This window comes from Streptomyces sp. NBC_01235 (genome assembly GCF_035989285.1).
GTDB lineage: Bacteria > Actinomycetota > Actinomycetes > Streptomycetales > Streptomycetaceae > Streptomyces.
Genome location: NZ_CP108513.1, coordinates 7,420,078 through 7,442,010, shown reverse-complemented (window position 1 = coordinate 7,442,010; position 21,933 = coordinate 7,420,078). Strand labels below are relative to the sequence as shown.

Below are 21,933 nucleotides of genomic sequence, written 5' to 3'. Positions count from 1 at the left end.
CACGGCTCGCGCGCAAGCCGGCCTCGTCAGATGACCTGGGGTTCGAAGTCCCAGTAGGGGCGGTTGCGGGAGCGGGCCGAGACGGTGTGCGGGTGCTTGCTGCCCAGCGTCGAGTCGAGGTCCGAGAGGGCCTCCTGCTCGACCTTCTCCGCCTGCCGCCGGTCCCGCAGGCCGCGCAGGTCCGCCGCGTACGCGATCCGTGCCGAAAGGGTCAGCGGGTGGGTGCGCCCGAGCGACTCGATGGCCCGGGTCACCGTGTCCCGGCTGAGGTCGGCGGCGCTCTCGGTGTCGCCGACGATGTTGCGCAGGGCCGAGGCGTTCAGGGCGCAGCCCAGCGTCCAGGGGTGGTTCTCGCCCACCGCCTCGGTCATCGAGGCGAGCGCCTGCTCCAGGAGGACGTGGCCGGCCTCCCGCTCGCCGACGTTGCGCAGGATCAGCGCATGGTTGGCGCGGGCCCCGGCGACGAAGGGGTGCCCGTCGGTGAGCATCACCTCGTAGCGCGCGACGACGGCCTCGCTGAGCTCGCGGGCCCGGTCGATGTCGCCGTGCTCGCGGGCGTAGCAGCTCTGGGCCGTCGCGAAGATCAGGGTCAGCGGGTGCGTCTCGCCCAGCACGCGCTCACCGCGCTCCAGGACGCTGGACAGCAGCTCCCCGGGCTCCTCGCGCTCGGCGCCTCGGTCCCGGCCTCGGTCACGGTCGCCGAGGCGGTAGCGGCACAGCGCGAGGTTGTGCTCGGCCTTGAGGGTCTGGGGGTTGTCCCGGCCCATCACGAGCCGGATCTCGCGCACGTTCTTCGCCTGGATGGACTCGGCCTCGGCGTAACGGCCGAGGAGGCGCAGGTCGATGGCGTAGGAGATCTCGGAGCCGAGGGTCCAGGGATGCCGGGCCCGCAGCAGCTGGCGCCGGGACTCCATGGTCTGCCGGTCGTGGTCCAGGGCCTCCGTGTAGCGGCCGAGCAGCCGGAGCGAGACGGCCAGGTTGTTCAGCGAGTTGAGGCTGCGCGAGTCCTGTTCGCCCAGCAGGTCGCGGTAGGCGACCAGGACCCACTTGGAGAGTTCCAGCGCCTCGTCGTAGCGGCCGAGGCCCCGCAGGTCTGCGGCGAGGCCCGCGGCGGCCCGCAGATGCTCCAGGTCCTGGGGTCCGCTCACCGCCTTCAGGTGCTCGGAGGCGGCGCGGCTGAGGGACTCGGTGCGCGCGTAGTCGCCGACGGCCCGCAGCAGGTTGGTGTAGTGGTACGTCAGCTCCCAGATCCTGGGATGGGTCGGGCCGAGCAGCTCGCGCCAGGCCTTCATGGCGCGCTCGCCGAGCTTGATGCCGGCGTTGTACTCGCCGGAGAAGTACATGTAGCGCAGGCAGTTGAAGACCAGCCGCTGGACGTTCGGGTCCTGGGTCTGGAGCACGTCCGCGTACTTCAGGTGCGGCACGATCTCGGCGTATCCGGGCCACAGGTCGGGGTCGGTGGGCCGGCGCGGGTCGGCCGCGGCGAGGGCCAGCCGTACGACGTCGATGAACTCCTTGCGGTCCGCGTCGGGCATGTCCTTGTGCACGATCTGGTGGACCATGCGGTGCAGGTACAGCGACTCCCCCGACACGGATCCCTCCTCGCCGGCCGTCTCGTGGGACTCCAGGCGGACCACCGAGTACTGGCGGAGCTGGTTGATCGCCTTGTTCCACAGCAGCGGGTCGTTGAGGAGTCCGGCGAGCTGTTCGGGCAGTTCGTCGCTCGACATCTCGCGCAGCAGGCGGACGGGGATGAAGCCCGGGGCGAAGAACGTGCACAGCCGCAGCAGGTCGACCGACTCGGGGACGGTCTCGCGGAGTTTGTTCAGCAGTATCGACCAGGCGGTCTGGAAGGCGAGCGGGAAGTCCGCCGACACCTTCACGACGTCGCTGTCGATGCCGCCGTCCAGCAGGGCGATGTACTGCCGCACGGAGAGGTCGGAGTCGTTCAGCCAGCCCGCCGTCTGGTCCAGCAGCAGCGGCAGGTCCTCCAGCGCGTCGGCGAGCTGGTCGGCCTCGACCTCCGACAGGCGTGGCGCGCGGCGCCGGATGAACGCCACCGACTCGTCCCGGGCGTACACGGGCACCTCCAGCAACCTGCTGTTGTGCTCGGTCCATTCGGGGTTGCGGGAGGTGATGATGACATGGCCGGGGCCGTTCGGCACCAGGTCCCAGATCTGGTCGGGTTCGTCCGCTCCGTCGAGGATCAGCAGCCAGCGCCCGTACGGGTCGCCGCGGCGCAGCGCGTCGCGGACGGCGCGCAGCCGTTCGCCGTACTCCTGGCCGGTCTGCAGGCCCAGTTTCGGGGCGAGTTCGGCCAGCAGCCGACGGTAGGTGACGCGCTTCTCGGCGTTGACCCACCACACGACGTCGTACTCGGAGCCGAACCGGTAGACGTACTCGGCGGCCATCTGGGTCTTGCCCACCCCGGACATGCCGTGGAACGTGACCACTCCGGCGCCCGGCTCCGCGCCCTGGAGCAGATGGTAGGCGTCGTTGAGGAGCACCTCTCGGCCGGTGAAGCGGGTGTTGCGGCGGGGCACGCCGCCCCACACCTCGGGCATCGCCGCCGGGAAGCGGGGGCCGCGGCGCGCGCCGTCGGGGGTCTCGGGCAGCGGGTCGAGCGGCAGGTCGAGCCGGTCGAACAGGCGGCGCTCGGCCTCCTCGGAGCCCATGTTGGTCAGGTCGACCGGGGCGAGGACTGCGGTCGCCGCCGGCACGGACGCCGTGGTCACGGAGACGGCGGCGAACCGGGACGGGTCGGGGGCGACGACCTCGCGCAGCGCCGCGTTCCACTCCTCCTGTGTCCGCGGGCCGAGCTGGAAGTACCACTCGCTCACGACGATGAGGATGCGGCCCTCGGCGAGTTCCAGGTCGCGCAGCAGGTCGACCAGCGGGACCTCCGCCGGCGAGTCCCAGCGCAGGTACACGACCCGCAGGCCGCGCCGTTCGAGCCGGTCACCGATCCAGGCCGCCCAGGCCCGGTTGAACCCCGCGAAATGGATCGTGACCGTCTGCCTCGCGGACCTCCTCCCGGTTGCCCCGACCGGCGTACGAGCTCCAGACATGCAGCGGCCTCCAGCACGTAGTACCTCGAAAATCCTAGGACCTCGGCGCCTCGCGCGTAAGTCCGCCGACTTCTCCAGCGCGCGCCTCGGCCCGACGATCTTCGCGCACCGGAGGGTCCCGTGCAGGCCATCCTCATTCTTTCGGGCGTGGCAGCGCGGGAGTATGACGCTGTGTCCACAAGGCACGCGCGGCCTTCACGTACGCCTGGGCCCGGGCCGTGTGATTCCGGGGCGCCGGATGTTCGGCCATGCGTTCGTAGGTGGCGGTCATCTCGTCGACGAACCGGCGTCCTTTGACGGTGAGGTCGGGCGAGCCGACGAGGGCCGGCAGGGCCGCTCCGACCTGGGCGCGGTAGCGGGCGTGGCGGGACCACGCGTACTCGCCGTCGGGCGGTGGGGTGACGAGTGCCCGGCGCTGGAAGTAGTCCGCGAGGGCCAGATGCGAGTAGACGCCCTGGAGCAGGCCGTCGTAGGGCCGGGGGGCCGTCTTCCAGGGGGCGAAGTACCGGGCTTCCGCGTCGGCGTGATGGAGGGTCACCAGGTCACCGAGGGCGGCCAGTTTGGCGTGGTGCAGTTCGTGGACGAGGGTGGCGGCGAGGGCCACGGCGTCCTGCGGGGGGCTGGCGAGCAGCGCGCCGAACGCCTCGTGCCGGGTCGCGCTGCAATTGTCCCGTCCGTCGGCGCCCGCGCCGGGCGGCCGCTCCAGCGGGACCAGGCAGCGCAGCAGCGCCAGCGCCTCGGTCATCCGCTGCTCGCCGCCGGTGCGCAGTGCGGCCGCGGTGCCCGACCAGGCCTGGAGCCACCGCTTGCAGTCCGTGTCGTCGAGGGTGGCCGGTCCGCCGAGCGTCCGGTGACGGGGGCCGGGCACGGCGCGGTAGGGATCGACGTCGTCCAGGGGCATGGGGGCGGTGGCGGGCAGCAGCCCGGGCAGGGCGTGCACGGACGTCCAGGCGAGGGCGCCGGACCAGGCGCCGATCCCGCTCTCCAGGTGCACGACGACGTCCGGCGCGTCGGGCTGACGGATCGACAGGCGCCCGTCCCGGTGGGTGACGTCGACGGGGAGGTCACCGCCGGTGGCCGTGCGCAGGGAGCCGAGGGAGGGCAGGGTGAGCACTCCGGCGCGGGCGGTCAGCCGGACGGTGAAGGGGATTCCCGCGCGGGCCGCGGCGACGGCGGCGACGGCGCTGAAGTGGGCCAGGTCCTGCCGGAGTCGGCGGGCCCGGTGCTCGTCCGGGGGGCCTGCGGTGCGGTCGTCGAGTCCGCGCAGGCAGCTCAGCGCCCAGGGGCCGGTCAAGGGGTGGAAGAGGCGGGCGCGCGCGGGCGAGTGCGCGGTGGCGGGTGAGGGGTGCGGCAGGGGTGTCGACGGGTGGGCGGCGCCCGGTGGTTGGCGCTGCGCGTCGGGCGGGGAGGTCGGTGTCCCCTGCGGGTGCTGCGACCGGCCGGGCGGAGGGTACGGCATCGCGTGCGGGTGCTGCGACCGGCCGGGCGGAGGGTACGGCATCGCGCGCGGGTGCTGCGGCGCGTCAGGCGGGCGGTGCCCGCCGTCATCCGGGAGGAGCGGTGCCCCCTGCGGCAGGTGGGCGGTGCCTCGCGGTTGGCGGTGTGCGCCGGGCGGGCGGTGTGTGGTGCCGGGCGGTGGGGGGCGGTCGGCCTCGGCGAGCAGGGCCCAGTCCTCGCGCAGCCGTGCCTTTCGTCCGGCGGAGCAGACGGTGGGGTCCGCCGCGTCGGCCGCGTCGAGCACGGCGCGCAGGAGGAGCAGCCGTCGGGTGTCCTGGTCCCGTACCAGGAGGGCGAGCGTGTCGGGGCTCGCCCCGATGCGGCCGAGTTCCACGAGGGCCCCGTCCGGGACCACCGGCCGGATCACGGTGTGCTCCCTTCGTGGGCGTCCAGGGAAGCCCGGGAGGCCATGGCGGCCGCGGTGGTGGCGGCCGTGTCCGCGGCGAGCCGCGCGGCGACGTGACGGATGAGGCGCTGGAGGTCGGCGCAGTAGACGGACGGGTTGCGGAAGCCGTGCCCCGCCCGGTAGCGGTGGGCGTAGTGGCCGCCTCCGCAGACGGTCAGCAGGGGGCAGGCCCGGCACTGGTCCGCGAGGGCGGCGGCACCCGCCTGGCGGGCCGCCACCGCGGGGTGCCGCAGCGCCTCGTCGAAGGTGTGCCGGAAGACGTCCAGGCCGGTCCGCGCGGCGCCGTCGTACGCGGACTTCAGGGAGTCGACCTGCTCGATGGATCCGTCGGTCTCCACCACGACCGCGTCGAAGGGCGCGAGCCCCAGGGCCTCCGTGGCCGAGGGCAGCCCCAGCAGGAGTGCGACGCACTCCTCGAAGAGGCGGACCCGGGTCTCCCGCCGGCCGGCCGTCCACCAGCGGTCGAAGACGGCGCACAGCCACTCCCCGTGCCGGGCGCCCGCCCAGTGGGGCGGCGGGGCGGACCAGTTGCCGTGCGGCAGCAGCAGGTTCAGCGCGGGCGGGCGCAGGGCGAGCAGGGACTCGTACGTCTCCACCGGGTCCAGCGTGACGTCGACGACGGTGAGGATGCCGGCGTACGCCTGGGGGGCGTGCTCGGCGACCAGCCGGGCCCCGCGCGAAGCGGCCGGCCAGGACGGGTGGCCGGCGTGGTCGACGCGACGGGCGTTGTGCGCGGCGAGGCCGCCGTCGAGGCTGATGCCGACCCGCAGGCCGGCGTCGGCCAGGACGGCGAGACGCCGTGCGGTGAGGAGGGTGGCGTTGGTCTGGACGACGGCGTCGACGGCGCAGCCGGCCGGGACGCGGTCGCGGACCAGTGCGGTGAAGCGGGCGAGCGTCTCCGCGCCGGCCATGAGAGGTTCGCCGCCGTGCAGGACCAGGGAGAGCGCGGTCAGGGCGTGGGTGCGGGCGTGTTCGGCGATCCGGGTCGCGGTGCGGTCGAGGACCTCGGGGGCGGCGGCCCTGGGGCGGGAGCGCCAGGTGCGGTCGGGGCCCGCGTAGAGGTAGCAGTAGGTGCAGGCGAGGTTGCAGCGGCCGTGCACCTTCACGATGAACTGCCGGAAGGCCTGTCCGGACACTCCAGCACCCCCATGCCATCGGCCCTGTGTGCCGCACGAGGGCGCATTCCCGGATCGACGCCGGACACAAACCCCGACCGACCGAACTTGTCCGAGTCGCGCGCATAAGAGACCGGAAGCGACATCAAACGATCGAGCATGTGCGGTATGAGGCGGAATGAGGATGCTCCGGAACCGCGCCGTGGATCAGAGCACGGAGTCGAACCCCCACATCGTCTCGCTCGACCGTCCCGCCCGGTCCCGCAGCTCCTCCACGACCTCCCGCAGCACGGGATGCCCGATCGTCCCCAACTCGGCCAGATCCAGCGTCAGCAGATCCGGCAGCGGCTCCCCCGCGCCGACCCCCTCCGGCGCCACCGTCACCGTGGACTCGCCCCGTACGTCCATGCCCGTCCCTCCCTGCTCGCTGTGCTCACGTCACCCGCTCCAGTGCGGCCAGCCGCTCCGCCGTCTCCGCGGCGGTCGGCCCGTCGGCGACCAGGCTGCCCTCCGGCAGCCGCGACCACTCCGCGCGGGCGGCCCGGTAGGCCTCCCGGGCGGCCCGTGGTCGCGCGGCCGCCTCATAGGACATACCCCGCCAGTGGTGCGCCTGCGCACCCGTCTGGACGGCCTCCTGGCGTCGGTGCTCCGTCTCGGCCGGCCCCTCCGCCTCCCGGGCCGCCTCCGCCGCGTCCCGGAACGCGTCGACCGCGAGGTCGAGGCGGGCCGGGCGGCGCAGGCTGCGGTAGGCCTCGAACTGGACCTGGCCGAGGTCCAGGCGGCAGCGTGCGGCCAGCAGCGGATCGTCCGCCTCCGCCGCCGCGAGGCCGAACAGGTGCTCGGCCTCGCGCAGGTCGACACGGTCCCCGCGGGCCCGGTAGCGCAGCATCAGCGCGCGGCCGAGCAGCAGCAGCCGGTGGGCGACCCGGCGGCTGCCCGCCGGGGTCTCCATCCGGCAGTCCCGCAGGACTCGGATCGCCCGGGACAGCATGCCCTGGGCGCGCGCGTACGGAAGCCCGGCCAGCCGCAGCAGCGCCTCGCCCCACTCGGCGAGGATGTCGGCGTGGGCGGGCGCGTCGCGGGACATCCGCTGGGCGGCCTGCGCGAAGCGCTCCGCGGCCGCCTCGAGCTCCGCCGGTTCGCCCGACTCGGCGTGGCGGGCCACGGCGATCCGGCCGGCCCGCGCCAGCAGAGCCGCCCGCTGGCCCTGTTCGCGCACCAGGGCGAGGGCCTCGTCGACCCGCGCCTGGGCGTCGTCCAGCGGGCCGCCCGCCTGGAGCAGCGCGTCGACCAGGTCGAGGAGGATGCGCACGCGCGCGCGTGCCGACTCGGCGGTGTACGGCTCCGCGGCGGTGTCCAGAGCGTTGCGCAACGACTGCGCGCCCTGCTCGGCGTAGAGGCGGGCCTGGACGGGGTCGGCGGTGGCGCCCGACAGGCGCAGCAGGATCCGGCCGTGTTCCAGGGGGAGTTCGGGCGGGCGCAGCCGTCGGTCGGGCCAGACGTCGGCGAAGGCCTCCAGCATGCCGACGGCGCCCTGGAGCAGCGCGCTGTCCCCGCCGAGCCGCCACTGCGCCTCCAGGGCGCGGACCCGTTCCAGGGTGAGTTTGAGCGCCTGGTTCTCGTCGAGGTCGGGCGCCGCGCAGGCGACGGCGTACTCGCGGTCGGCGCGGCGCAGCAGGTCCAGGGCGCCGGTCCGGTCGCCGCGCCGCCTGCGGTCGGTCGCGGCCGCGTGCAACACCCGTGCCAGGACGGCCCGTTCGTGCAGCCGGCGCGGATGCGCGGCCGCCCGCTCAGCGGCCGCCTCGGCCTCCTGGAGCAGGTCGTCGCCGCCCTGCACCTCCCACAGGCGCAGCGTGCAGTGCGCGTACTCGGCCCACAGCTCGGGGTCCGCGCCGGGCTGCCGCTCGTGTTCGGTGGCGCCGCGCAGCAGCTGCACCGCGTCGATGACGTCCTGGATCATGCCCTCGCTGTCGAAGCGCTCGATCAGCGTGCGGGCCCGGCGGACCGCCTGGTGCGTCGGCCGGTCCGCGCTCTGTCCCGGGCCGGTCTGCTCGTCGCCGTACGTCTCGAACTGCTCGGGCAGCGGCATGAACCGCCGCAGGACCCGGGCCGCGACCTCGGCGAACGGCTGCGGCACGGGGGCCTCGTCGCCGCCCGCGCCGTGGTCGCCGTGGTCGCCGTTGTCCGGGGGGCGCGCGGCGGGTGCGTACGGGCGGCCCGCGCCGCCGTCGCCGAGCTGGGCCAGGGCGAGGGCCGGGAAGTTGGGGCCGCCCTTGCCGAAGCGGTGCTCGATGTACTCCGAGCAGTGCTTGAGCACCAGCATGGCCTCGTCGCGGCCCAGCCGGGACAGCAGGGCGTCGCGGATGTCCGGCTCGATGCGGTACCACTGGGCCCCGTCGCCCGAGTACTCCTCCGAGGCGCGCGTGACCAGGCCGCCGACCAGCACCTCGGCGAGTTCGGACGGCCCCGAGTCGGGCAGCATCGTGCGCTGCACGAGTTGCATCACCGGCAGGCACAGGGGCGCGGCGGCCAGGTAGACGGCGAGGCGTCCGGCGGCCGACGAGGCGCTGGAGCTGAACCTGCTGACCCGCTCGAACGGCGATCGCCGCCGGTCCGCGCGCGCGGGCGGGGCGGGCGGCTGGTCCGCGCGCACCCAGCCCACGGCGCCCGGTACGGGTCCGGCGCCGGCCCCGGACAGCAGCCTGGCCCAGGCGCCGAGAGCCACCGGTTCGGGCGGCAGCACCGGTACGGGCAGCGCTCCCCGTCGGGCCTCCGCGGGGACGCCGGCCGGGGTGCGTACGCGCAGCGCGGCGGCTCCGCCGAGCGTCTCGCCGCGGCTCAACTCGCCGAAGACCACGGGCAGTCGGGTGCGGTTCCACAGGCGCTGGGGCAACGGCTGGAGCACAGCGACCGGACCCTGCCGGGAGAGGTGGTGCAGCAGCCGGTGCGCGTGGCCGCTGTGCCACAGGGGGCCCGCGCAGTCGCTGACGACCAGGACGATCCGGCGTCCGGTGGGGTCGCTGAGCCGGTCCGCGGAGTGCAGCGGCGCGGCGTACGCGTCGGGGCTGCGGCTGACGGCCGGCTCACCGTCGGGGCCCTGGTGCAGATGACTGACCTGGATGTCGGAGAAGGCCCCCAACTGGCCGAAAACCTGCTGCAGTTCGACGAACAACCGGTCCCACACGCGCATCGACGAGGAGGCGTCCAGGACCAGTTGCAGCCGGGCGTCGCCCCGGGTGACGGCACGGTGGACGGGCAGGATCAGGCCGCCCGCCTGCGCGCTGCGCTCCGCCGTCGCCGTCTCGTCCAGCTCCGTGCGCAGCGGCGGGGCCGGGCTCCGGTAGCGCTGCAACCGCCGTAATGCGCGCTGGAGTTCGAGCGGGGAGGGCAGCGCGGGTGCCGCCGGTACACCCACCGGCAGCGCGGTGGCCCGGCCCGCGCCCCGGGCCCGCGGCACCCCGTCCTGCGGCACCGGGTACAGGCTCACCCGCCCGTCGGCCCCCACGGCCTGCGTCGGTCGCTCCGGCCGCTCTCGGCGGTCCTCCTGCGGCCGCCCGTCCTCGTCCCGGCCGTGTCCGCCGTCGGGCCGGGGCAGGGGGCCGCCGCCGGTGCCGGCGGCCGGGTCCTCCGGCTCGGGGGCCTCCACCGGCCGGGTCCAGCGCGCCAGCCACAACGCGTCGCACAACTGCTGCACATCGGGATCGAGCCCGACGTCACGCAACCGCGCGACGAGCTCGGCGAGCGGATCACCGCCGCTCGCCGCGGAGGTCGGGGTGCCGGGACGGTCCCCGCCTGGCGGGACGGGACCGTGGCGGGCCGCTGCGTCGGGCATCAGGCCCTCACCTCGGACGGTCGAGTCGCTGGATGAGCAGGTCGGCCAGGCGGTCACGACTGGGCGGCGCGGCCGCGTCGGTGAGGTAGATCGCGTTCAACAACTGGTCCGCCGCGAGGAGTTCACTGCGCGACCGCTCCAGGAACCGGGTGATCAGATCGTCCCCCGCGCGCGCCGCCTCGTCACCGAGATGCGCGCGGACGAAGGTGGCGAGCCGGTTGTGGTCGGGGCGCCCCAGCTCCAGGTGGATGCACCGGCGCATCAGCGGGGCCGGGAAGTCGCGCTCCCCGTTGCTGGTGAGCACCACGAACGGGAAGGCACGGCAGCGTACCCGGCCGTCGCGCACCCGGACCTTCACCCCGTCGGCGGTCAGCACCTCCGCCTCGCCGTCCGGCAGCCGGTCGGCGATGCGCTCCAGCTCGGGGATCGCGAACTCGCCCTCCTCCAGAACGTTCAGCAGGTCGTTGGGCAGGTCGATGTCGCTCTTGTCCAGCTCGTCGATGAGCAGCACACGCGGGGTGTCGGAGGGCAGCAGCGCGGTGCCGAGCGGACCCAGCCGGATGTAGCTGCCGATGCCCTCGACCGCGCCCGGCGTGCCCGCCGCCGACCCGAACCCGCCCTGCGCGGCGATCTGCACGTCCTGAAGCCGTGCGATCGCGTCGTAGTGGTAGAGCCCGTCCTGGAGCGCGGACCGGCTGACTATGGACCAGCGCAGCACGTTGCCGAGACCGAGTTCGTACGCCACCGAGTGCGCGAGCGTGCTCTTGCCCGCGCCGGGACTGCCCGTGACGAGCAGAGGGCGGCGCAGGTACAGCGCCGCGTTGATCATCTCCAGCTCCTCGGCGCCCGGCCGGTGCAGTTCCGCCAGGTGCCGGTGCGCGCCGAGCCTGCGGTCCTGGGAGCCGTCGCCGGACCCCGCGTCGTCCCGGCTGGTGAAGTCCCGCCACGGGGGCGGATCGGGCAGCCGCTCCAGCCCGTCGTGCGGTTCGCCGGCGCCTCGGTAGATGAGCCACTCACTGGATTCGGTCATGATCCGGTCCTCGTCACTCGTCCACCGCCGCGGCCGTCCGAACGTGCATCACGTTATCCATCCTGAGGGTGACTGGTAAGAGGCCGACCGGCCCCGCGGGCGGGTGCGCTCAAGGGGCCTCCAGCAGGTCACCGGTACCGGGGAGGGGCTGGTGGGGATCGTCGTACAGCAGGGCCACGCCGTCGGCCCAGAAGGACTCCGTGCGGCCCGCGCGCAGCCGCATCCGGAGTTCGTGCACGACCTCGGGGAGGTGCTGTGCGCTGGGCGGTTCGGCGATCTCGTCGACGGTGCCGCGGTGGAACTCCCCGCAGACGGCGTCGGGCCGGCCGCGCCGCCTGCGCCACAGGGCCACCCCGTAGCCGCCGAGCACGATCCGGGCGAGCGCCTCCGCGTCGTCCTCGTAGCGTAGGTCGCCGTATCGGCAGAGCACCGGGACGGTGCCGTGCGACAGGGCGCGCAACTGCTCCACGGTCGGCACGGGTTTGCGCAACCCCTCGTCGCAGTCCAGGACTTCGGCCTTCGCGCGGTGCGCGTGCAGCCAGCGCCAGCGGGCCCGGCGCTCCTCGTCGACCTCGTCCTCGTCGCCGTCGCCGCCTGCGCCACCCTCGTCGTCGGCCTGGTGCCCGGCGTCGGCGTCATCGCTCTCGTTCAGGTCGAAGCGGTCCCTGTCGTACGTGCCGAACTCCTCGTCGGGCAGCCGGTCGCGGTCGGCGCAGCGCACGACGACCGGACGCAGGGCGCCCAACGGCTCCTCGTCGGGCGGGAGTTGCCAGGCGTCCACCTCCAGGCCCAGCAGTTCGTGGGGCAGCGCCACCTGTAGGAGCGCGGGCCTGCCGGGCTCGTCGCAGTGCCGGAAGGCCTCCGCGAGCGGACCGGCGAGGTGCCCGGGCAGGTCGGCCAGGGGCGTGCGCTCGGCCTCGTGCAGCCGGACCACGCTGCCGTCCGGGGCGGCCACGGAGACCGACCAGTCGCAGCGGTCCGGCTCCCAGCCGCGCCGCACCAGTTCGAGCAGGGCGGAGGGCCGGGCCGCACTGCCGACGGCGCGGGCACGCGCGCGTACGTCGGGTCCACCGCGCCGGTGGTGCCCGCGCCGGCCGCCGGGTCCGATGGGCGCACCAGGCCTACCGGAGGTACCGGGCCTGCCGGGTACACCGGGCGTGACCGAGACCGTGCCGGGCGCGTCGTGCCCCGTCCGGTCCGCTCGGCGCCCGGCCTCGTCCCGGCGGTGCAGCCGCTCGATCCGCTGCTCCGCGAGGCCGGACCGGTAGCGGGCGCTGAGCCGCTGCGCGGCCTGCCACACCCACACCCACAGCGCCTTCTCCGCGTCCGGGGTGCTGGGCACGACGAACGGGCGCGGAGCGGACATCGCCCGCATCGCGTAGTCGAGCACGAGCTCCAGCGCCCCGTCGTCGCTCGCGCTCTCGTACAGCGCCCCGAGGCCGTCGCGCCATCCGCGCGGCGCCGGGAGCGGGGTGGGGGCCTGGAAGTCGGGGAGGGAGTCGAGGATGTCCAGCAGGCCGCGGGTGCTCTCGGGCGGCGGGAGTTCGGCGAGCCGGCCCAGCAGCTGGATCCGCTCGTCCGGGCTGAGGGTGTGGCCGGGCCGTGCGCCGAGCCGGCCCTGCACGTCGGTCCAGGTCTGGCGCCGGGAGGCCGGGTGGCGCTGCCGGTCGCGGTGGTAGCGGTCGTGCGCGTGGAAGACCGCCTGATACAGGTCGCTGTGCTCGGCCGGCACCTCCTCCGCGGGGACCCGCAGGGTACGCAACTGCTCGATCCCGGTGGACGTGCCGCCGGGCCGGTGGTCCGAGCGCGCCTTGAGGACGCCGATCACCTCGCCGCGCACGGGGTCGATCACCGGGCCGCCCGAGACGCCGTACGGCAGGTCGTTGTCGCCCAGCCGCATCTGCACGTCCGAGGACCATCCGCCGATGGTGCCCTGCACCGTGAGCGTCCCGTCCAGGACCTGTAAGCGGCCCTCGTTCTCGGTCCAGCCGGCGTACAGCACCCGGCCCTCGCCGTAATAGGCGGCCGGCCGCTCGGAGACGTACACGCACTCGTGGTCGTCGACGGGTTCGGTCAGCTGGACCAGGGCGAGGTCCGGCGCCGGCCAGTTGCCGGCCGGTACGCGCCCGGTGTGCTCGGCCCACCTGGTGTGCTCGGCCCGCTCGCCCTGGTCGGGGAGCGTCGCCACCACCCTGCCGGGCGCGGTCGACGTGCCCCGCCCCGGTGCTGTCTCATACACCACCGCGACCTCGCCCCCCTCCCCGCCGCAGGCCACATGTGCGCAGGTCAGAACCCAGTTCGGGGCGACGAAGAAGCCACTCCCGAGGAACGTGTCGGGCTCCTCCAGGGCATACCCGACCGCCGGGCGATGAATGCGCACGGTCGCCGCGACGACGAGGCCACGCAGTGCACGGCGGGCCGCATCGAAGGCGTTCGATGCGCCCGGGGCGTGCCCGCCCGTCATGCCCCGCCCCCGCCGACGGTGCCGTCGGCGCCCCCGTGCATCGGCGCGCCGGGGGACGCGCCCGCGCGCCGGACCCCACCCGCGCCGGACGATGAGCCACCACGCGCGCGTGGATCCGTGGCAGGGGCCGCAGAGGCTGATGCGTCGGGGTCCGGTGGCGCGTCGAGGTCCGGTGGGCCGCTGTTCCAGGTGAGGGTGACCGTGATGCCGGCCTTGGCCTCACCGTCGGCGAGCAGGCCCACGACCTTCCCGGCCTTGGCGGTCAGCTCGATGCCGAACTCGACGCTCACCTCGTCGGGCCGCACCGCGCGCAGCGGTTCCGCCAGCGACCGCGCGACCCCGGTGACGAGCGCGTGCAGGCTCTCCACGCTCGCCTCCACGCGCTCGGCGAACCCGGTGTCGCTGTACGACAGCCGCCCGGAGGGCGCGGACAGTTCCCCGGCCCCCGAGATCCTCGCCCACACGGGCGTCCCGTCCGGCAGCGCGATGCGCGCCACCCGCGTCACGTCCTCACCACTCATGCCACTCCCCCGTTACTCATGACACTCCCCCGCTTTTCCCGGTCCCCCAGCGCCTATCCTTTTTCTGTCCCCTCCCTCACCGGAGAGCGGACCTCTCCCTCCCCTCGCAGGAACAAGGGTCCTTCCCCCGAGGGGGGATGCCTATCCCTGCGACCGACCCACGGAGCACGATCCATGTACTTCACCGATCGCGGAATCGAGGAACTCGAGAAGCGGCGCGGCGAGGAAGAGGTCACCTTCGAGTGGCTCGCCGAGCAGCTGCGGACGTTCGTCGACCTGAATCCGGACTTCGAGGTTCCGGTGGAGCGCCTGGCGACGTGGCTGGCACGACTGGACGACGACGAGGACGACGAGTAGGCCGACGGCGTCGGTCTTCCGGCTCCGAAGGGGGCGTTCTCCTCAGGACGCCCCCTTTCGTGTGTCTTGACTTTCACCGACCGCGATATATCGTGTTTCACGGGAGACGCGATATGGCGTGTCGTGTCGTTGTCGTTGAGGAGGTCCGCCCATGACCGAGTGGTCCGTCGCCGAGCCGAGGAAGCTTTCCTTCGACGAGCCCGTGAGCGAACTGCACGTGCGCATCGTCGACGGCACCGTGAACGTGGTGGGCACGGAGGAGGGTTCCGCCCGTCTGGAGGTCTCCCGGATCGAGGGACCGCCGCTGGTGGTGAGCCATCGCGACGGAACCCTGACGGTGGCGTACGAGGACCTGCCCTGGAAGGGCTTCCTCAAGTGGCTCGACCGCAAGGGCTGGCGGCGCAGCGCCGTCGTCTCGCTCGCCGTACCGGCCGGCACCCGCGTGGAGGTGGGTGTGGTGAGCGCCGGGGCGGTGGTCTCCGGGATCGACGGCCACGCCGAGGTCAAGGGGGTCAACGGGGACACGACCCTGGTGGGGCTGGCGGGCCCGGTCCGCGCGGACACCGTCTCGGGGAACGTGGAGGCCCAGGCCCTCACCGGCGACCTGCGCTTCAACTCCGTTTCCGGCGACCTGACCGTGGTCGAGGCGGGCTCCTCCGTGAAGGCCGACTCGGTGAGCGGGTCGATGATCGTCGACCTCGACCCGGTCAGCCGCCCCACGAACATCGACCTGACCAGCGTCTCGGGCGAGATCGCCGTCCGGCTGCCCCATCCGGCGGACGCGCAGGTGGAGGCGAACACCGCCAGCGGCTCGGTGTCCAACGCCTTCGAGGACCTCCGGGTCAGCGGCCAGTGGGGCGCCAAGCGGATCACCGGCCGCCTGGGCGCGGGCAACGGCAACCTGAAGGCGACGACGATCTCCGGCTCGATCGCCCTGCTGCGGAGGCCTCCGGCGCGCGACGAGGGGGACGCCGGATTCACGGAAGGCGTGGGGGACGCGGAGGACGGGACAGGGGAGGCGCAGGAGGCGTGGGAGGCGAAGGTGTCCACTGAGGCACCGACACCAAAAGCCGCACCCGAAGCGGCCCCGGCCGCCGTCCCCACCACCGCACCGGAGAGTGAAGCGCGATCCGGGGAGCCTTCCGACTCGGGGGACAATGCCGTTTCCGGCCCGGGCGGCGAGAGCTCCTCCGGCGGCCCGGCCGACAGCACGACCGACAAGAAGGTGCTCTGACATGCCTCCCGTCTTCGCCCACGGCCGTCTCCGTCTCTACCTGCTGAAGCTCCTGGACGAAGCGCCGCGCCACGGCTACGAGGTGATCCGCCTCCTCGAAGAACGCTTCCAGGGGCTCTACGCGCCGTCGGCGGGCACGGTGTACCCCCGGCTGGCCAAGCTGGAGGCCGAGGGCCTGGTCACCCACACCACCGAGGGCGGCCGCAAGGTGTACGCCATCACCGACGCGGGCCGGGCCGAACTGGCGGACCGCAGCGGCGAACTGGCCGACCTGGAGCTGGAGATCCGCGAGTCCGTCGCCGAGCTGGCCGCGGAGATCCGGGCCGACGTGCGCGGGGCGGCGGGCGATCTGCGGCGCGAGATGCGGGCGGCGGCCTCGGAGGCCCGCCAGGGCACCCGGCCGGGCGCCGGAGAACAAGGCCGGGCAGGAGGGGTCGGGGAGTTCGGGGACCACGGCGAGTACGGCGAGTACGGCGAGTACGGCGACAAGGAGGCGTGGCGCGCCGCCAAGGAGGAGATGCGCCGCGTCAAGCAGGAGTGGAAGGAGCAGGCGCGCCGGGCCAAGGACGAGAGCCGCCGCGCCCGCGAGGAGGCCCAGCGTGCCCGCCGCCAGGCCAAGGAGGCGCAGGAGCAGGCCCGGAGCCAGGCCCAGGAAGAGGTGCAGCGCATCGCGCGCCGGGTCCAGGAACAGGTCCAGGACCACTTCACGCGGGGCGACTGGCCGACGGGCGTCCGTGAGGGCCTGACGGAGCTCGCCAAGGAGTTCGGGGAGTTCGGCAAGGACTTCGGACGCGAGTACGGCAAGGACTTCGGCTTCGGCCGCCCCGGCACGAAGGGTCCGACGACGGGCCCGGACTCGACGACCTCCCCGAAGCCGGCCTCGTCCGCGAAGCCGGCGGCGACCGCGGAGTCGGCGGCGACCGTGCGTCCGGAGTACTCCCACACCCCGGAGGACTTCCCCGCCGAGTACGAGCCGGTCTGGGCCCACGAGGACTCCAGCGGCGACCCGGCCCGCGACCTGGACCGCCTCCTCGACCGCTTCCGGGACGACATCCGCGACGCGGCCCGCGACCACGGTGTCACCGGCGACCAGCTCCGCGAGGCCCGCCGCCACCTGTCGACGGCGGCGGCTCACATCGGGGTGGTACTCCGAGCCCCGAAGCCCTGACGGCCCCCGCCCAACCCCAGTCCCAACACCAGTCCCTGCCCCAGTCCCCTGCCCCTCAGCCGGCCTTGGCCTCGGGCTCCGTGGGGCCGGGGCGGTCGTCGCCGTCCAGTACCCGCGTGACGGAGGCGTACGTGACGCCGTGGTCGGCGAGGATCTCCGAGGGGGCGCCGCGGCGAGCGGTCAGGGCGAGCAGGAGGTGTTCGTCGCCGATGGACCGTTCGCGGCGACCCACGGCGATGCGCAGCGTGTCCGTGAGCAGGTCCCTGGCCCCACGGTCGAAGGGTCGCCGCCCGAGGAGGCGACCGCCGGAACCGACCCCGCCCTCGGCCGCCAACGCGCCCTCCCCGTGCGCCTCTTCGACCCGCGAGACGATCTCCGAGACATCGATGCCCATCCCCGAGAGGGCGTCCGCGTCGGCGCGGGAGAGACCGCCCCGGCGGCGGACCTCGCCGAGATCCCGTACGACCCCTTCGCGCCGGCCCGGCGGCAGGCCGAGCGAGGCCAGCGCGAACGAGCCGCGGCTGCCCTCACGGTCGAGCAGGGCGAGCAGCACATGCGTCTCCTCGACCCGCTCCGCCCCCGCCCGCTCGGCATGCGCCACCGCCGCCTGCACCACGGCCCGGGCGTCCTTCGTGAACCGCTCGAACATCACTGCCTCCCGTACTTCTTGTGCACGGCCTGCCTGCTGACCCCGAGCTCCGCGGCGATCTCCTGCCACGACCAGCCCTGATTGCGCGCGCTGCGCACCTGCACCGCCTCCAACTGCTCCAGCAGCCGGCGCAGTGCGGCGACGGCGCGCAGGCCGACCCGTGGATCGCGGTCGCCGGCACGCTCAGCGAGATCCGTTGCTTCGGTCATGATGTCAACTTACGTTGACACGCCCATCTTGTCAACCATGGTTGACAACAACGCCCGCGCAAGAACACGAACGGCGGGCTCGGAGACCCGAGCCCGCCGCACAGCAAGCGGAAATACCGTCAGTCGTCGAAGTCAGTCGTCGAAGTCAGTCGTTGGTCAGCACGATCTTGCCGAACTGGTCGCCGGACGCGAGCCGTTCGAAGCCCTCACGGGCCCGGTCGAGCGGCAGCACCTCGTCGATGACGGGGCGGACACCGGCGGCGGCGCAGAACGCGAGCAGGTCCTCCAGCTCGTCCTTGGTGCCCATGGTGGAGCCGACGACCTTCAGCTCCAGGAAGAAGATCCGGGTGAGCTCGGCGTGCGAGGGCCGGTCACCGCTCGTGGCACCGGAGATGACGAGCGTGCCACCGGGCCGCAGGGACTTCACCGAGTGGGACCAGGTGGCCGCGCCGACAGTCTCGATGACGGCGTCCACCCGCTGCGGCAGCCGCGCACCGGGCTCCACCGCCTCGACGGCGCCGAGTTCCAGGGCCCGCTTCCGCTTGGCCTCGTCCCTGCTGGTCGCGAAGACCCGCAGCCCGGCGGCCTTGCCGAGGACGATCGCGGCGGTGGCGACACCGCCGCCGGCGCCCTGGACGAGAACGGAGTCACCGGGACGCACACCCGCGTTGGTGAACAGCATCCGGTACGCCGTCAGCCAGGCCGTGGGCAGACAGGCGGCCTCCTCGAAGGAGAGCTCCTTGGGCTTGGGCAGGATGTTCCAGGTCGGCACGGCGACCTGCTCGGCGAAGGTGCCCTGGTAGCGCTCGGTGAGGATGGAACGCGGCTCAGCGGGCCCGACCCCGTGCCCGGTCTGCCCGATCACGGAGTGCAGGACGACCTCGTTGCCGTCCTCGTCGATCCCGGAGGCGTCACAGCCGAGGATCATCGGCAGTCGGCCCTCCGGGAGACCGACGCCCCGAAGCGACCAGAGATCGTGATGGTTGAGGGAGGCGGCCCTGACACGGACGGTGCTCCAGCCCGGCCGGGCCTCGGGGGCCGGGCGCTCCCCCAACTCCAGTCCGGAAAGCGGCTGGTCACGGTCGATTCGGGCGGCGTAGGCGGCGAACATGTAGCCGACGATAGGTTCCGGCGGCCCCAAGCGAAACCGCCCGGCACTGTGACACACACCCTCTTGCACTCCCACCCGAACCGGCAGTGCCGCTCAGGGCATTCCAACCGTTCCGGCGGTACCGATCCAGCACCGCTCAAGGCACTCCAGCCCGTCCCGCGGTACCGATCCAGCACCGGTCAAGGCATTCCAGCCCGTCCGACAGTACCGATCCAGCACCGGTCAAGGCACTCCAGCCCGTCCCGCAGTGCCGATCCAGCGCTGGTCAGGGCATTCCAGCCCGTCCGGCGTTTGAGGACGAGGCCCGTTCAGGGCCGATGGCGGGGGTTCGGGGGCGGCAGCCCCCGGGGACGGCGCCCCGTCATCGCCCGAACGGGCGGGTCGGTGGGAAAAAAAGGGGGGTGGCCCCGCCCGAAGGGACGAGGCCACCCCAAACCCACGTCAGCGCCGAGCGACCCCTTCGGCACGAGCGGCGGCAGCAACCGCCGCAGTCACCGCAGGCGCAACCCGCTCGTCGAACGGCGACGGAATGACGTAGTCCGCCGCGAGGTCGTCCCCGACAACCCCTGCCAGCGCCTCGGCCGCCGCGAGCTTCATGCCCTCGGTGATCCGGGACGCCCGCACCTGAAGCGCCCCGGCGAAGATCCCGGGGAACGCCAGCACGTTGTTGATCTGGTTGGGGAAGTCCGACCGCCCGGTGGCGACGACCGCCGCGTACTTGCGGGCGACGTCCGGATGCACCTCGGGGTTCGGGTTGGCCATCGCGAAGACGAACGCGCCCTCCGCCATCGAGGCCACCGCCTCCTCCGCGACCGTGCCGCCCGAGACGCCGATGAAGACGTCGGCGCCGGCCAGCGCGTCCTTCAACGACCCGCTCAGCCCGGCCTTGTTGGTGAAGGAGGCCAGCTCGCGCTTGACGTCGGTGAGGTCCTCCCGGTCCGTCGAGACGACGCCCTTGCGATCGGCGACCGCGACATCCCCGATGCCGGCCTCGACCAGCATCTTGGCGATGGCGACACCGGCCGCGCCGGCGCCCGAGATGACGGCCCGCAGCTCGCCGATGCCCCGCCCGCTCAGCCGCGCCGCGTTCCGCAGCGCCGCCAGCGTCACGATCGCCGTGCCGTGCTGGTCGTCGTGGAAGACCGGGATGTCGAGCGCGTCCTGGAGCCGACGCTCGATCTCGAAGCACCGCGGTGCCGAGATGTCCTCCAGGTTCACTCCGCCGAACGAGGGAGCGAGCCGCACCACGGTCTCGATGATCTCCTCCACGTCCGTGCAGGCGAGCGCGATCGGAACCGCGTCCACCCCGCCGAACTGCTTGAAGAGGATGGCCTTGCCCTCCATGACCGGAAGGGAGGCCTCCGGGCCGATGTCCCCGAGCCCGAGCACGGCCGTGCCGTCGGTCACGACGGCGACGACGGACGACTTCCAGGTGTAGTCGTTCACCAGCTCCGGCTGCTCCGCGATCGCGGTGCACACGCGCGCGACGCCGGGCGTGTAAGCGAGGGACAGGTCGTCCTTGTCACGGACCGGAACGGTGGCCTGCACGGCCATCTTTCCGCCACGGTGCAGCGCGAAGACCGGGTCGAACGGGTCGAGGGGCTCCGCACCACCCTCCTGGCCCGTCTGGTCGGCGCTCTCGCTGCGAGGATTGACGATCTCCGCTGCCACTGTGTCTTACCCCTTAGATGTTCATGGTTTTTGAGGGTGGCCACTCCTGATTGAGAAGTGGGCGGGCATCGCACAGGGCCCAGAGGTGATGCGTACGGGCGCCTGCGCGTCGGGCGCGCCGCACACGCGCCCTGAGCCCCGGATGAGGGGTGTAAAAAACCTTCTTACCGGACGGAGACCACAGCCGACGAGTCCATTCGGTGCAAGGTCACATCCCTCGGTCTGTGGACCCTCGACAGAGGCCACCACGAGTGACATGACTCATGCGCGAAGACTCGCCAAGCCGCCGGAAACCCTTGACACGGACGCCGGACACCCTCGGCAGGGAGCATGTCAACGTATGCGACACACCCAAACGATCACATGACGAGATGAACCGAAGATTTTTCGGCCGGAACGGGAGATTCCCGCAGATGGTCCGCCTCCGTCCGGTCGTGATGTACCGGAGTGATGCGGTTCGGGGGTCGCCCGTTATCCGATTTTGACATGGGTGGCCCCCTGATTGCCTCAGTCCGAATGGCAAGATGCCGTAATCACACGAGGTCGCGACACCCAAAGGTGTGTGTTCTCGTCGACCCATCGGCATTTGCCGACCCATCGGCATCTCCATCCATCCGCCGGAGGAACCCACCATGACCGCAAGCTCCACCCGACGCACGACCGCCGCGCGCACCCGCCTGGCAGCGGTCGGATCTCTCGCGGTCGCGGGCGCCTTGCTGCTCACCGCCTGCGGCGACCAGACCGAGGGCGGCGGCAGCTCCTCCGAGTCGTCCGCCAGCGCCAACACCGCGCCGCTCTTCTCCAAGCTGCCGGCCGCCATCCAGAAGGCGGGCGTCATCAAGGTCGGCACCAACGCCGAGTACGCCCCGATGGAGTCCGTCGAGGGCGGCAAGATCGTGGGTGTCGACCCCGACCTCGCCGCCGCGCTCGGCAAGCAGCTCGGCGTCGAGTTCAAGTTCACCTCGGGCGCCTTCGACGGCCTGATCACGGCGGTCAACACCGGCCGCTACGACATCGCGATGTCGTCGATCACGGACAACAAGCAGCGCCAGGAAGGCCTGGACGACAAGGGCAAGAAGCTGGGCGAGGGTGTCGACTTCGTCGACTACTTCACCGCCGGCACCGCCATCTACGTCAAGAAGGGCAACCCGAAGGGCATCAAGTCCATCGAGGACCTCTGTGGTCAGACGGTGGCCGTGCAGCGGGGCACGACGTACGAGGAGGCCCTGCAGGCGCAGTCCAAGACCTGCACGGGCGGCGGCAAGACCGCCATCAAGATCGAGTCCTTCGACAACGACACCGAGGCCCAGACCCGCGTGAAGTCCGGCGGCGCCGTGGCCGGCGTCAACGACTACCCGGTCGCGGTGGACCTGGCCCGCAAGGCCGACGGCGGCAACACCTTCGAGGTCGTCGGCGAGCAGTACGAGGCCGCTCCGTTCGGCATCGTCGTCGACAAGAAGGACACCCAGCTGCGCGACGTCCTCAAGGAGGCCGTCGACGCGATCATCAAGGACGGCTCGTACCAGAAGGTGCTGGCGAAGTGGGGCGCCGAGAGCGGCGCGATCAAGGCCTCCGCGATCAACGGCGGCAAGTGATCCACC

Annotated in this window: 16 protein-coding genes; 4 read left to right on the top strand and 12 right to left on the bottom strand. The window is 73.0% G+C overall.

Annotated elements, in window-relative coordinates; translation table 11 throughout:
- Positions 1 to 26: 26 nt before the first annotated feature.
- The 8 genes from fxsT to OG289_RS33560 form a co-directional block, all read right to left on the bottom strand.
- Positions 27 to 3,068 carry an FxSxx-COOH system tetratricopeptide repeat protein gene (fxsT, locus tag OG289_RS33595; protein WP_327317794.1) on the bottom strand — a complete coding sequence of 1,014 codons (3,042 nt, stop codon included), beginning with the start codon at positions 3,066 to 3,068 and terminating at the stop codon, positions 27 to 29.
- A 133-nt stretch (positions 3,069 to 3,201) separates the two neighbouring features.
- Positions 3,202 to 4,932 (bottom strand): aKG-HExxH-type peptide beta-hydroxylase, encoded by a 1,731-nt coding sequence (locus tag OG289_RS33590; RefSeq protein ID WP_442818988.1) that lies wholly within the window; start codon positions 4,930 to 4,932, stop codon positions 3,202 to 3,204.
- The gene (locus tag OG289_RS33585) at positions 4,929 to 6,107 is read right to left on the bottom strand and encodes an FxsB family cyclophane-forming radical SAM/SPASM peptide maturase (protein WP_327317793.1); all 1,179 of its coding nucleotides are present in this window, start codon (positions 6,105 to 6,107) and stop codon (positions 4,929 to 4,931) included. The genes OG289_RS33590 and OG289_RS33585 overlap by 4 nt, the downstream gene beginning before the upstream one ends.
- 186 nt (positions 6,108 to 6,293) lie before the next feature.
- Positions 6,294 to 6,494, bottom strand: a complete 201-nt coding sequence (gene fxsA, locus OG289_RS33580) for an FxSxx-COOH cyclophane-containing RiPP peptide (protein ID WP_327317792.1) — start codon at positions 6,492 to 6,494, stop codon at positions 6,294 to 6,296.
- A 25-nt stretch (positions 6,495 to 6,519) separates the two neighbouring features.
- Positions 6,520 to 9,918 (bottom strand): SAV_2336 N-terminal domain-related protein, encoded by a 3,399-nt coding sequence (locus OG289_RS33575; protein ID WP_327317791.1) that lies wholly within the window; start codon positions 9,916 to 9,918, stop codon positions 6,520 to 6,522.
- Between the two features lie 7 nt (positions 9,919 to 9,925).
- Positions 9,926 to 10,948, bottom strand: coding sequence for an AAA family ATPase (locus tag OG289_RS33570; protein WP_327317790.1), 1,023 nt, complete (start codon positions 10,946 to 10,948; stop codon positions 9,926 to 9,928).
- Positions 10,949 to 11,057: 109 nt separating this feature from the next.
- Positions 11,058 to 13,412: a VMAP-C domain-containing protein gene (locus OG289_RS33565; protein WP_327317789.1), complete on the bottom strand. Its 2,355-nt coding sequence runs from the start codon at positions 13,410 to 13,412 to the stop codon at positions 11,058 to 11,060.
- On the bottom strand, positions 13,409 to 13,933 hold the full coding sequence (locus tag OG289_RS33560) for a CU044_2847 family protein (protein WP_327317788.1): 525 nt from the start codon (positions 13,931 to 13,933) through the stop codon (positions 13,409 to 13,411). Before OG289_RS33560 ends, OG289_RS33565 begins: the two co-directional genes overlap by 4 nt.
- Before the next feature lie 174 nt (positions 13,934 to 14,107).
- Here OG289_RS33560 and OG289_RS33555 point away from each other — a divergent pair, with 174 nt between their 5' ends.
- From OG289_RS33555 to OG289_RS33545, 3 genes are all read left to right on the top strand, one after another.
- Positions 14,108 to 14,290: a DUF6104 family protein gene (locus OG289_RS33555; RefSeq protein ID WP_019058231.1), complete on the top strand. Its 183-nt coding sequence runs from the start codon at positions 14,108 to 14,110 to the stop codon at positions 14,288 to 14,290.
- 151 nt (positions 14,291 to 14,441) lie between these two features.
- Positions 14,442 to 15,524, top strand: coding sequence for a DUF4097 family beta strand repeat-containing protein (locus tag OG289_RS33550; RefSeq protein WP_327317787.1), 1,083 nt, complete (start codon positions 14,442 to 14,444; stop codon positions 15,522 to 15,524).
- A gap of 1 nt (position 15,525) precedes the next feature.
- The gene (locus OG289_RS33545; protein WP_327317786.1) at positions 15,526 to 16,692 is read left to right on the top strand and encodes a helix-turn-helix transcriptional regulator; all 1,167 of its coding nucleotides are present in this window, start codon (positions 15,526 to 15,528) and stop codon (positions 16,690 to 16,692) included.
- Between the two features lie 55 nt (positions 16,693 to 16,747).
- Here OG289_RS33545 and OG289_RS33540 read toward each other — a convergent pair whose 3' ends face one another.
- The 4 genes from OG289_RS33540 to OG289_RS33525 form a co-directional block, all read right to left on the bottom strand.
- Positions 16,748 to 17,341, bottom strand: a complete 594-nt coding sequence (locus OG289_RS33540; protein WP_327317785.1) for a Clp protease N-terminal domain-containing protein — start codon at positions 17,339 to 17,341, stop codon at positions 16,748 to 16,750.
- A complete protein-coding gene (locus OG289_RS33535; RefSeq protein WP_018571396.1) occupies positions 17,341 to 17,550 on the bottom strand; it encodes a helix-turn-helix domain-containing protein in 210 nt (69 codons plus the stop codon). Before OG289_RS33535 ends, OG289_RS33540 begins: the two co-directional genes overlap by 1 nt.
- A gap of 145 nt (positions 17,551 to 17,695) precedes the next feature.
- Positions 17,696 to 18,661, bottom strand: a complete 966-nt coding sequence (locus tag OG289_RS33530; RefSeq protein WP_327317784.1) for a zinc-binding dehydrogenase — start codon at positions 18,659 to 18,661, stop codon at positions 17,696 to 17,698.
- 441 nt (positions 18,662 to 19,102) lie between these two features.
- Complete coding sequence (locus tag OG289_RS33525) at positions 19,103 to 20,332, bottom strand: NAD(P)-dependent malic enzyme (RefSeq protein WP_327317783.1); 1,230 nt, start codon at positions 20,330 to 20,332, stop codon at positions 19,103 to 19,105.
- Between the two features lie 632 nt (positions 20,333 to 20,964).
- Here OG289_RS33525 and OG289_RS33520 point away from each other — a divergent pair.
- Positions 20,965 to 21,927 (top strand): ABC transporter substrate-binding protein, encoded by a 963-nt coding sequence (locus OG289_RS33520; protein WP_327317782.1) that lies wholly within the window; start codon positions 20,965 to 20,967, stop codon positions 21,925 to 21,927.
- Positions 21,928 to 21,933 lie beyond the last annotated feature (6 nt).

Coding starts and splice junctions, on each gene's coding strand:
- OG289_RS33565 (WP_327317789.1), bottom strand. CDS start 13,412: ATGACGGGCGGGCACGCCCCGGGCGCATCGAACGCCTTCGATGCGGCC.
- OG289_RS33530 (WP_327317784.1), bottom strand. CDS start 18,661: ATGTTCGCCGCCTACGCCGCCCGAATCGACCGTGACCAGCCGCTTTCC.
- OG289_RS33540 (WP_327317785.1), bottom strand. CDS start 17,341: ATGTTCGAGCGGTTCACGAAGGACGCCCGGGCCGTGGTGCAGGCGGCG.
- OG289_RS33570 (WP_327317790.1), bottom strand. CDS start 10,948: ATGACCGAATCCAGTGAGTGGCTCATCTACCGAGGCGCCGGCGAACCG.
- OG289_RS33545 (WP_327317786.1), top strand. CDS start 15,526: ATGCCTCCCGTCTTCGCCCACGGCCGTCTCCGTCTCTACCTGCTGAAG.
- OG289_RS33560 (WP_327317788.1), bottom strand. CDS start 13,933: ATGAGTGGTGAGGACGTGACGCGGGTGGCGCGCATCGCGCTGCCGGAC.
- OG289_RS33555 (WP_019058231.1), top strand. CDS start 14,108: ATGTACTTCACCGATCGCGGAATCGAGGAACTCGAGAAGCGGCGCGGC.
- fxsA (WP_327317792.1), bottom strand. CDS start 6,494: ATGGACGTACGGGGCGAGTCCACGGTGACGGTGGCGCCGGAGGGGGTC.
- OG289_RS33550 (WP_327317787.1), top strand. CDS start 14,442: ATGACCGAGTGGTCCGTCGCCGAGCCGAGGAAGCTTTCCTTCGACGAG.
- OG289_RS33575 (WP_327317791.1), bottom strand. CDS start 9,918: ATGCCCGACGCAGCGGCCCGCCACGGTCCCGTCCCGCCAGGCGGGGAC.
- OG289_RS33520 (WP_327317782.1), top strand. CDS start 20,965: ATGACCGCAAGCTCCACCCGACGCACGACCGCCGCGCGCACCCGCCTG.
- fxsT (WP_327317794.1), bottom strand. CDS start 3,068: ATGTCTGGAGCTCGTACGCCGGTCGGGGCAACCGGGAGGAGGTCCGCG.
- OG289_RS33535 (WP_018571396.1), bottom strand. CDS start 17,550: ATGACCGAAGCAACGGATCTCGCTGAGCGTGCCGGCGACCGCGATCCA.